The organism is Flaviaesturariibacter aridisoli (assembly GCF_004343705.1).
GTDB classification, from domain to species: Bacteria; Bacteroidota; Bacteroidia; order Chitinophagales; family Chitinophagaceae; genus Flavisolibacter; species Flavisolibacter aridisoli.
Window position 1 is genome coordinate 20,113 of sequence record NZ_SKFH01000021.1, and the last position, 12,035, is coordinate 32,147.

Here is a 12,035-nt window from a genome sequence, read left to right on the forward strand (position 1 = left end):
CGCTCCGGCCGTCCGGTTGGGACCAGGAGCAGAGGATAAGCGGTTTGTTTTCAGACGATTATTGTTTCAGAATTTTACGGATCGACCAGCAAGCCGTCTTGCGCAGCCTACCTAGCAAAACACCAAAACGCCACTTAAGAAGCCTTTTTTCTTAAGCGCAACAAAAACCTTATCTGTTTTATGAGCCAGAGCATTGCCCTGACCGGTACACCTGTGTGTGCCCCCCGAAAACCATTGTCCGCCCCAGACATCCGTTCCCATTCCCGCCTGCGTCCCCGAATGGCCCGTCGCCTGATCGGGTTGCTCGGCGCCCTGTTCCTGACGGTTGCCGTCGGTGCGCAGAGTACGGCCAACTATGCCTTCAGCACCGCTACCAACGGGTCGCTGGTGGACATGAGCAGCGGAACCACGCAGTTGCTCGGCGCGAGCCAGGACGATGCGCAATCCGCCATCAGCAACCTTCCTTTTGACTTCTGGTTCATGGGAACGCGCTACACCCAGTTCTCCGTGAACAGCAACGGCCTAATCCGCCTTGGCGGAACGGCGGTTGGCGGCGCGGGCAATACGCAGATCGGCAGTGTGGCTTCCGCCCCGCTGATCTCGCCGTTTTCGCTCGACATCAAAACAGCCGCCGACGGAAAGATCCATTATAAGGTGACCGGCAGCGCGCCCAACCGCGTGCTGGTGATCGAGTTTATGCACATGCAGATCGGCTGGAACTCCGGCACCGACGACGGAACCTTCCAGGCGCTGCTGGGAGAAGACGGAACGATCCGCTTCATCTATGGCGACCTGACCTACCGCTATGTACCGGGAACCACCACGGTATCGGCCGGCATCCAGTCGTCCAACGTAAACAATACGTACGCCACCATCAATATCGGCACCAATGCCGTGACCACTTCCGGCGGTACGACCAACTACAACCTCGGTACGACGGTGCCTGCCCCTATCCCGGTGAGCTCCGCCAGCAACGGCAGCCGCCGCGTGTATACGTTCACGCCCACCGCGCCGACGGCCCCTCCGACGAACATGACGTTCACCAACACGTCGGCCCTGGGCATGACCATCAACTGGACGGAGCCTTCGCCCCTCAGCAATACGGCTGCCTATGCCGTGTACGTATCGACCGACAACGTGAATTTTTCCTATGTAGCCTCCGTACCCGTGGGCACTACTACCTATACAGCCGGCGGGCTGTCTCCCGCCACCAACTATTACTGGAACGTTTACGCGGTGGGAGAGGGATCCTTATCCGCGCCGCTGAACGGTTCCAACCCGACGCTGTTGCCCGCCTCGGCTACCTCCACCGCCACCGGCGGTCTCTGGAGCCAGCCGGCCACCTGGACCAGCGGCACCGTACCCCTGCCCGGCGACGAGGTGACCATCGTTGACGGTGCTACGGTAATCATCGACGTGAACCCGATCGTGAGCACGCTCACGGTAGGAGAGGGCACTTCGGGAACGCTGGTGTACAATCCTTCGGCCGCCCAGACGCTCACTGTTACGCAGCTGCTGACGATCAACACGGGTGGTGCCTTCCGCGCCGCCGATGCCGGCTCCACGAGCACCGTCACCACGCACGCACTGTCGCTTGGCGGCAGCCTGGTGAACAACGGCACGATCGACTTCGCTTCCACCGCCGGCGCCGGCGGCACCGTGGTCAATGCATCGCGAGTGGCCGTGACCTTTACCGGCACGGGCAACAACAACTTCGACCTGAGCAACGCCACGCGGAGCAACTTTGCCGGCGTGACCGTGAACAAAGGCACATCGAACGCAGCGACGCTGACGTTCAGCGCACCCGCCGGCTTCCTATCGGCAGCAGGCGCCACGAGCTCGGGCACTACCATCTCCGTAGCCAGCACCACCGGCCTCAGCGTCGGTATGAATGTGAGCGTTGTTTCCGGCACGGGCGTATTCGCAGCCGGTACCACGGTAACCGCCGTAAACAACAGCACCCAGTTCACCGTTTCCGCGGCACCTACTACGGCGCTGTCCGCCAACGCGGTAGTGCTCGGCTCTACAGTGTCGAACCTGTCGGCCGCGAGTTCCGGTTTCCTTACCCTGTCGAACGGTACGTTCGTAGCAGGTGGAACCGCAGCTTACAAAATGCCGCTCTTCGCAACGGCAGCTTACACGATTCCCGCAACGGCCGGACTGACGATCAACAATGCCAACGCGGTGATCACGGGTCTCAACGGTTCGCCCAGCCTCAATGGTAAGCTGACGATGAACGCAGGCACCTACAACGTGGGTGTGGTTGCGGGCAACGAAATGAGCGCCGCTGCTACCGCCAACTTCCTGATGAACGGTGGTACGATCAACTTCGCCTCGCGCTTCTATACCACCAACGCCCTCACCTTTAATATGTCGGGCGGCGTCATCAACGTGACGACGGTGGGCAACGCCACATCGACCAATGCCGGCTTCGGCATGACGAGCACCACGGCCAACGTGACCATCTCGGGCGGTACCATCAACCTGGTGCAGGCTTCGACGGGTGCCACGCAGCGCGACTACTATGTAGGCGCCACCACACCGACCATCACGGGCGGTACGCTCAATGTAGGTACTGCGGCTACGGCCACGAAGTTCAACTTCGTGATCATGGGCTCGATGCCCAACGTGGTGATCGACAACACGACCAACAACAAAACGGCGCAGCTGTCTTCCACATCGCCGGCCGTTGCCTATGGCACGGTGCTGGTGAACCCCGGAACGACGCTGAACCTGAACGGCACTTCGATGACGGTGCGCGGAACGACGCTGACCAATAACGGTACGATCAACGGCAGCGCCCCGGGCAGCCGCCTCGCCTTTATCTCGGCGGGTGCGCAAACCTTCGCCGGTACCGGTGTGCTCACGTCCCCGCTCGACGGAATCATCGTTCGATCGGGTGGCAACCTGACCATCACCCACGGCACCAGCTTCAACACCCTGCGTGTGGAGCTGCAGAACGGCACCATCATCAACAGCAACAAGATCACCCTCGGCACGGGTGCCACGGCAGCCGTAACGGTGCAAACGGGTTATCCCGGCAACACCGGCCCCGGCGGCTTCTTCGACGTAGCGCCGACCTTCAACCTGGGCACCGGCACCTACACGGTATCGGCCCAGCAGGAAAGCGCGCAGCGCACGCTCAACCTCGAGATTCCCGCTACCCGCAGCATCGGCGCCCTCATCGTCAACAATACCAACGGGGTGACCTTCAACGGTGCCCTGTCGTCCGGTACGCTGACGCTCACCGCCGGCCTGTTGCATACCAACGCCACCGACCTGCTGACCGTTACCGGTACGACCACCGGCAGTGTAAGTGGCGGCTCGGCTACCTCTTATGTTGACGGTCCGTTGCAGCGTACGCTGCCGGCCAGCCTCGCCACGGGCAGCACCTTTACCTTCCCGGTGGGCAAGAGCGGCTACAATGCACTTGACCTGGTAAACCCGGTTACCAACGCCGGCGGTACCGTAGTTGTACGGGCCGAAGCGTTTGACGGAAACGCCGGCGGCACGCCGGGCTCCATGTTCAGCAGCCTCAGCAGCACGCGCTACTGGCAGGTGCAGGTGCCCAGCGGCAGCGGCAACCTGACGAGCGCGTTCATCCGCCTCAACGATACCCGCGGCTCCTTCGACGCCATCGGCTCGAGCGCCACCCAGGGCGGTACATACACCCTGGTGGGCGGCGCTTCGCCCGTGCTCGCAACCGGCAGCATTACCTCGGTGGCACCAGCGATCAGCAGCCTCGCCGGCTACTACCTGATGGCCCTCAAGTCGCCCCCGGTGCTGAGCAACCTCGCCATCAATCCCAGCACGGTTTCCTGCACCAGCTCGGTTCCCCACACCGTAACGGTGGATGTGACCGGCGGCAGCGCTCCTTATACAGCAGTGCTCACGTACACCGTGAACGGCGGTGCACCCCAGAACGTTACGATGACGCAAAGCGGCTCGACCTTCAGTGGTACGATCCCCGCGGTAACGCCCGCCGGCGCCACGGTTGCGTGGAGCGTGACCGTTACCGACGCCAACACCATCAGCACCACGCAGGCCGGCACGCCGTACCGCGATGCTCCGCTGGTAGGGGTTTCGCCGCTGCTGCAAGCGAGCCCCACGACGGTGTGCGCCGGCCAGCCCGTAACGCTGACCGCCAACCCGTCCTTCGTGGAGCGCTTCGAGACCTTCCCGGTGACCACCTTCGCCGCTACGGCGCCGCTCACCGCAACACAGAGCACGACCTACTTCGCAGAAGGCGCCAGCTCGGTTCGCCTCGCCTATACCGCCAACATCGACGCCGCGTACGCGATGACGCAGAACTTCAACCTCACCGGCTACACCGGTGCGCAGCTGACGTTCTCGCACATCCTGGCCACGGAAACCGGCCTCGACTACGGCTATGTACAATACTCCAACGACGGTGGCAGCACCTGGACCTCCTTCGCACCCGGCAGCTATGCCGGCACCGGCACGCTGAAGAACGGCGTGGTGAGCTTCGACAAGACGAGCTACTCCGACTGGGCTGCCAACTTCAGCACGTCGGGTGTTCTTCCCACCAACGCGCTCTGGAAAAATGAAACCATCAACATCCCGGCTGCTGCCCTGACGAGCCAGTTCCGCGTGCGCTTCCGCATGACGAGTGACGGCTCGGTTCAGTACTACGGCTGGCTGATCGACAACGTACGCATCGGCCTCCCGGGCGCCGGCAGCTTTGCCAGCTACCTGTGGCAGGACGGCTCAACCACCACGACGAATACATACACCTATGTGCCCGCGGCCAGCGAAAACGCCGCCGTACTGGGTGTGGACGCCAACGGTTGCACGACCGATATCTCCAACCTGGTGGCCATCACTGTGAACCAGCTGCCGGCTGCGCCGACGGCTGTCAACAGCAACCAGTGCGGTCTCGCCGTGCCCGCTGCTTCGGTGACCTCCAACAGCGGCCTCGCCACGCCGACCTTCGAGTGGTTCGACGCGGCTACCGGCGGCAACCTGCTGCAGACCGGCACCTCCGCGACTTATACCACTGCCATCAGCGCAACGACGACCTTCTACGTATCCGAACGTAACAACACGACCGGTTGCGAAAGCGTACGCGTTCCCGTAACGGTTACGGTAGCAACACCGGATGCCGTTTCGGCTGCCAGCAACGTCAACAACGTGTGCCCTGGCACGGCAGTGACGCTCAGTGCCACCCAGACCGGCAACACGCAGCACTATACCTATACCTGGACGGCCAGCCCCGTTGCCGGCTCGGGAATTCCCAGCTCGGTAACCGGTGCTACGGCAACGGTAACCCCGACATCCGGCGGCACCTTCGTTTATACGGTGACGGCCGTTGACGGTACCTGTACCGCCAGCAGCACGGTAAGCGTAACGATCACGGCGCCCCCGGCGATCACTTCGGTGACGGCTACTTCGCCGGTATGCCCCGGCGCTACGATCGCCCTTGCAGCGCAAAGCGTTCCGGCACAGGCCGGCACGGTGAACCTCGGTAGCGCTTCCGGCACCAACCCCGACAATACCTCGTCTGCCGCCGCCTACCCGACCTGGTATGGTAATGGCCGCCAGCAATACCTCGTACTTGCCTCCGAGCTGCAGGCGCTGGGACTGGTGCCCGGCAACCTCACCTCGCTCGCCTTCGACGTAGTGAACGCCAATGGCGACCCCGCTACGCTCAACGGCTATACCATCAAGCTGATGGCTGTGCCCGCTACGACCACTTCGATCGCGGCGTTCCAGAGCGGCGCCTTCACCACGGTGTGGGGCCCGCAGAACTACACCCCGGTGGTGGGCATCAATACGCACACGTTTGCCACTCCCTTCAACTGGGACGGTACCTCGAACCTGATCGTGGACATCTGCTTCTCCAACGGCGTGACCGGCAACGGCAGCGCGGAAACGAAGCAGACCGCGACCACTTTCGCCTCGCATGTATATTATGCAGCCGACGGTACGACCGGTAACGGCGCCTGTACCTCCACTACGGTGAGCGGCTCGGCCAATATGCGTCCGAACATGATCATCGGCGGCATCGCCGGTGTGAACTTAACCTCGACCTACACCTGGACCTGGAACCCCGGTGCGCTCAACGGTGCCTCGGTGACCACCACGGCCCCGGCCAACAACAGCGGCGCCGCCATCACGCAGGCGTACACAGTAACGGCCACCAATAACAGTACCGGCTGCTCCAGCACTTCCACGGTGAACGTGACGGTGAACGCAACCCCCGCCAACCCGACGGCTACCAACAGCAACCAGTGCGGCCTCGCCGTACCGACCGCTTCGGTGACGTCCAACAGTGGCTTCGCTACACCGACCTTCAACTGGTACGACGCGGCTACCGGCGGCACCCTGCTGCAGAACAGCACTTCGACCACTTATACGACTGCCATCAACGCTACCACGACCTTCTATGTGTCGGAGATCAATGCCGCCACCGGTTGTGAGAGCGGCCGCGTACCGGTAACGGTAACGGTTGCCGCCCCGGATCCGATCACGGCTTCGGCAAGCGCGGACGTTTGCCCGAACACCGCTGCCACGCTCAGCGTAACGCAGACCGGTTCTTCGCAGAACTATACCTATACCTGGACTGCCAGCCCGGTTGCCGGTTCCGGCATCCCGAACAGCGTTACGGGTGCGACGGTTTCGATCACGCCGACCGCTTCCGGCACCTACACCTACACGGTGACGGGTGTGGACGGATCCTGCACGGCTTCGTCGACCGTAAACCTTACGGTGAAGCCGAGCCCGGCTATCACGAACATTACCGCTACGCCCTCGAGCGTTTGCCCGGGTGGCAGCGTAGCGCTGGCCGCCACGAGCATCGGCGTCGGTGCAGGCACGGCCACCATTGGTGCAGGCGCCACAACCACGGCTACCTACCCGGCACCGTTCTACTCGCTGTGGTCCAACAAGCACGAGCAGATCATGTTCCGCGCCTCTGAGCTAACGGCCGCCAACCTGCGCGCCGGCAACATCACGGCCCTGAACTTCCCCACCACTGCCGGTACGGTTGCCATCCAGAACGTGACCATCAAGATGGCCAATACGACGCAGAACGACATGAGCACCTTCGTAAGCAGCGGCTTCACGACCGTGTTTACGGCCGCTTCGCTCGCCCAGACTGCGAACACCAACAACCGCGTGCTGCTGCAAACGCCCTTCAACTGGGACGGCAGCTCCAACGTGGTGATCGAGATCTGCTTCGGCACGGCTTCTACAAGCGCCACGCTGAGCAGCACTTCGCCCGCCGACGTAACGTCGTTCACTTCCGTGATCAAGACGCACGTATCGGCCGCCACCGCAGGCGCTACCGTTTGTGGCAACAGCACGACGAACCTGCTGACTTACACGACGCGTCCGAAAGTGATCCTGGAAGGACAGGCCGTCACCAACATCACGTCTTCCTACACCTGGACCTGGAACCCCGGTGGCCTTACCGGTGCTACCGCAACGGCTACCACCCCGGCCAACAATACCGGCGCCGCGATCACCCAGGTGTATACCGCAACGGCTACCAATACGACAAACGGTTGCACCACCAATGCTACGGTGAACGTAACGGTGAACCCGACCCCGGCTACGCCGACGGCTACCAACAGCACGCAGTGCGGTTTCGGTATCCCGACCGCTTCGGTGGCTTCCAACTCGGGCATTGCCACGCCGTCGTTCGACTGGTACCTGGCGCCCACGGGCGGCACCGCGCTGCAAACCGGTGCGCAGACCACTTACCAGACCGCGATCAACACGACCACTACGTTCTATGTTTCGGAAGTCAATACGACCACCGGTTGTGAAAGCGCCCGCGTGCCCGTGACCGTTACGGTGAACCAGCCCGATGCTATCGATGCCGCCGCCAGCCTGGCCGCGGTATGCGTCAACGGCTCGGTAAACCTGTCGGTGACCCAAACCGGTTCTACGCAGAACTATACCTACACGTGGACGGCCAGCCCCGTTGCCGGCTCGGGTATTCCCAACCCGGTGAGCGGCGCCACGGCGACCGTGACCCCGACGACGGCGGGCTCTTACCTCTACACCGTAACCGGTGTGAGCGGTATCTGTACCACCTTCGACACCGTGCGTGTGAGCGTTAACCCCAACCCGCTGATCACTTCGGTAACCGGCCCGGCTGCCGCCGTATGCCCCGGCGCTTCGGTGGCCCTGACGGCAGAAAGTGTTCCCGCACAGGCCGGGATCGCCACGCTCGGCACCGCTACCGCTACCAACGCTACCAACACTTCCCTGGCTGCCGCTTACCCGACCTGGTTCGGCAACGGCCGCCAGCAATACCTGGTGCGCGCCTCCGAACTGCAGGCCCAGGGTGTGGTACCCGGCAACCTCACCTCGCTCGCCTTCGACGTGGTGAACGCCAACGGCGACCCCGCCACGCTCAACGGCTATACCATCAAGCTGATGCCGACCACGGCAACTTCCATCACGACGATCCAGACCGGCACCTTCACCACAGTGTGGGGCCCGCAGAACTACACGCCGGTAGTGGGCGTCAACACACACAGCTTCACGGCGCCCTTCAACTGGGACGGTACCTCGAACCTGATCGTGGACATCTGCTTCTCCAACGGTGTGACCGGTAACGGCAGCGCCCAGACGAAGCAGACCGCCACCACTTTCGCCTCTGCGGTGTACTATGCCGCCGACGGGGCGGCCGGCAGCGGCGCCTGCACCGCCACTACGGTGACCGGCTCGGGCAGCATCCGCCCGAACCTGATGTTCGGCGCGCGCATCGGCACCGTTCTGACTTCCAACTACACCTGGACCTGGAACCCGGGCGGCCTCTCCGGCGCCTCGGTGACCGCTACGGCCCCCGCCAATAACAGCGGCGCCGCCGTTACGCAGGTGTATACGGTAACCGCCACCAACGCCTCGACCGGCTGCTCCAGCACGGCAACGGTAAACGTGACGGTGAACGCTACCCCCGCCACACCCACCGCTGTCAACAGCAGCCAGTGCGGCGTTGCCGTGCCGACCGCTTCGGTGACCTCCAACAGCGGCCTTGCCTCGCCGACCTTCAGCTGGTATGCGGCCGCAACCGGCGGCACCGCGCTGCAGACCGGCACGCAGACCACTTACCAGACCTCGATCAACACGACCACAACGTTCTATGTTTCGGAAACCAACACGACCACCGGTTGCGAAAGCGCCCGTGTGCCGGTTACGGTGACCGTTACGCAGCCCGACGCCGTAAACGCCACCGCTACCTCGCCGATCTGCGTGGGAAGCACGGTGACCCTCTCAGCTACGCAAACGGGCAGCACGAACAACTACACCTACACCTGGACCGCCACACCGGCTACGGGCTCCGGCCTGACCGCCCCGGTTACCGGCGCCAGCCAGACCATTACCCCGACCGCTGCCGGCACCTATGTATATAGCCTGACCGCGTTCGACCCGGCAGGTTCCTGCACGGTGATTGACACGGCCACCGTTACGGTAAACCCCAACCCGGCTATCACTTCGGTGACCGCCAACCCGACACTGGTATGCTCGGGCGGTACGGTGACCCTGACGGCCGCCAGCATAGGCATCGGCTCCGGACCGGTTACGATCGGAACGGGCGCTTCGACGTCGACGGGTTACCAGAGCCCCTTCTACCACCTGTTTGGCGGTATGAAGCAGCAGACCATCTACCTCGCTTCGGAACTGCAGGCTGCCGGTCTTACGGCAGGCCCCATCAACGGTATCCGCCTCGACCTCGTGGCCGGTGGCGCTGCGTACGCCGACTTTGCCGTGAGCCTCGGCAACACAGCACTGACCAACCTTTCGGGCGGCATTGTGACCACGCCGATGACACCGGTGTTCAGCACCCCGTCGTTTACCACCACCGCCAACAGCCTCAACACGATCAACTTCAGCACGCCCTTTACCTGGGACGGTACGAGCAACATCGTGCTGCAAACCTGCTGGAGCAACAACAACGGCGGCGGCACGACCACAACGGCCAAGTATGACGCAACGTCCTTCGTGGCGCTGGCCTACTACCGCGGCGACAACCTGACCTCCGCGACCGTTTGCGGTGGAACGACCGCCACCGGTACCCTCAGTGCCCGTCCGAAAGTGGACTTTATCGGCCAGACTTCTACGGATATCAGCTCCACGTACACCTGGACCTGGAACCCGGGCAACCTTACCGGCGCCCAGGTGATCGCCCCGGCACCGACCGTCGGCGGCGTACAGACCTACACCGTGCGCGCGACCAACGCGGCTACGGGTTGCTTTACGACCGATACGGTGCGCGTAACAGTAGGCGGTTCCTTCACGGTGAACGCCAGCAGCACGCCGGTAGCCCTTTGCGGCAGCGGCACCGCTACGCTGACGGCCACGCCCAGCGGCACCGGTGTTCCGTACACGTACGTATGGAAAGATGCTTCCAACGCTACGATCGGCACCAGCGCCACCCTCACGGTGAGCCCGACGGCTACGAGCGTGTATACCGTTACGGTTACCAACTTCTGCGGCACTTCGGTAACACAGCAAGTGACCGTCTATGTAAACCCCGTACCGGTTGCGACGCCTTCGCTGACGGCCCAAACCGTGTGCGCCGGCTCGGCTACCACGCTCGGCTTCAGCACGCAGGCCACCGGCGGTACGACGACCTATGCCTGGACGAACAACAACCCGGCGATCGGCCTCGCTGCCTCGGGTAGCGGCAACATCGCCTTCACGGCAGCCAACGGCGGCAGCAGCACGGCTACGGCCACCATCACGGTGACGCCGACCTACACGGCCAACGGTGTGAGCTGCACCGGTGCGGCCACCACCGCTACCATCACCGTGAATCCGACGCCGACCGTGAACGCCGTAACGGGCCAGACGCTTTGCGCCGGCACGCCGACAGCTGCGGTAGCCTTCTCCGGCGCCGTAACGGGAACGGTGTTCAACTGGACCAACAGCGCTCCTTCGATCGGCCTCGCTGCTTCAGGCACGGGTAACATCGCTTCGTTCACCCCCACCAACAGCGGCACGACGCCGGTGGTAGCCACGATCACGGTAACGCCCCAGTTTGCTAACGGCGGTACCACCTGCCCGGGTTCGGCGCAGACCTTCACCTTCACGGTGAACCCGCAGCCTACCGGCACGATCACGGCGCCCAACGGTACGCTCATCTGCCAGGGTACGGCCGTACCGCTGCAGGTATCGGGCGGTACCTCGTACCAGTGGTTCCTCGGCGGTAACCCGATCCCGGGTGCTACCGGCGCCTCCATCAGCGCCACGCAGACCGGTGTGTATACGGTGAACATCACCAACAGCTTCGGCTGTACGCAGGCCGCCAGCAACAGCATCACGGTAGGACAAGTAGCGGCTCCGAACGCCGACTTCACGTTCAACAGCTATTGCGTGAACACGCCGGTGCAGTTTACCAACACCACTACGACGTCGGCCACCGTGCCGGTGGGCTACCAGTGGAGCTTTGGTGACGGCAGCACGAGCACGCAGACCAGCCCGTCGCACACGTTCACCAACGTAGGCATTTACCCCGTTCGCCTCATCGCTTCCTACACCGGTTGCCCGTCGCTGAGCGACACGGTGACGAAGAACGTAGCGATCGAAGCACCGCTGCCGGGTCAGCGCCTGGCCACGCAGGACGTGGTCAGCGGCCGCGCCACGGAGCTCCATGCCCGCAACCTGCCCAATGGCCGGTATAGCTGGACGCCCGCCACGGGCCTCAGCAACCCCTCCATCTGGTACCCGGTGGCCACCCTCAGCCAGCAGCAGGAATACCGCATCCAGGTATCCTTCGCTTCGGGTTGCGTCACGGTGGATACCCTGCTGGTGCGCGTTCAGAAAGGCGACGACATCTTCGTTCCCACGGCCTTCTCGCCCGACGGCGACGGCGTGAACGATCTGCTGAAGCCGATCACCGTGGGCCTGACCACCTTCCGCTACTTCCGCGTGTATGACCAGCTGGGCCGCGAGGTGTTTGCCACTACGGCCATCAACCAGGGCTGGGACGGTCGCTACAAGGGTCAGCCCCTGCGTGCCGATACCTACATCTGGGTGGCCGAAGGCCGCGACAGCAGCGG

Annotated in this window: 1 protein-coding gene; it reads left to right on the forward strand. The window is 63.3% G+C overall.

The features are described from left to right. Window positions 1-279: 279 nt before the first annotated feature. Window positions 280-12,035 (forward strand): Ig-like domain-containing protein (locus E0486_RS12345; protein WP_165917314.1); only part of this gene is annotated, 11,756 nt, incomplete at its 3' end.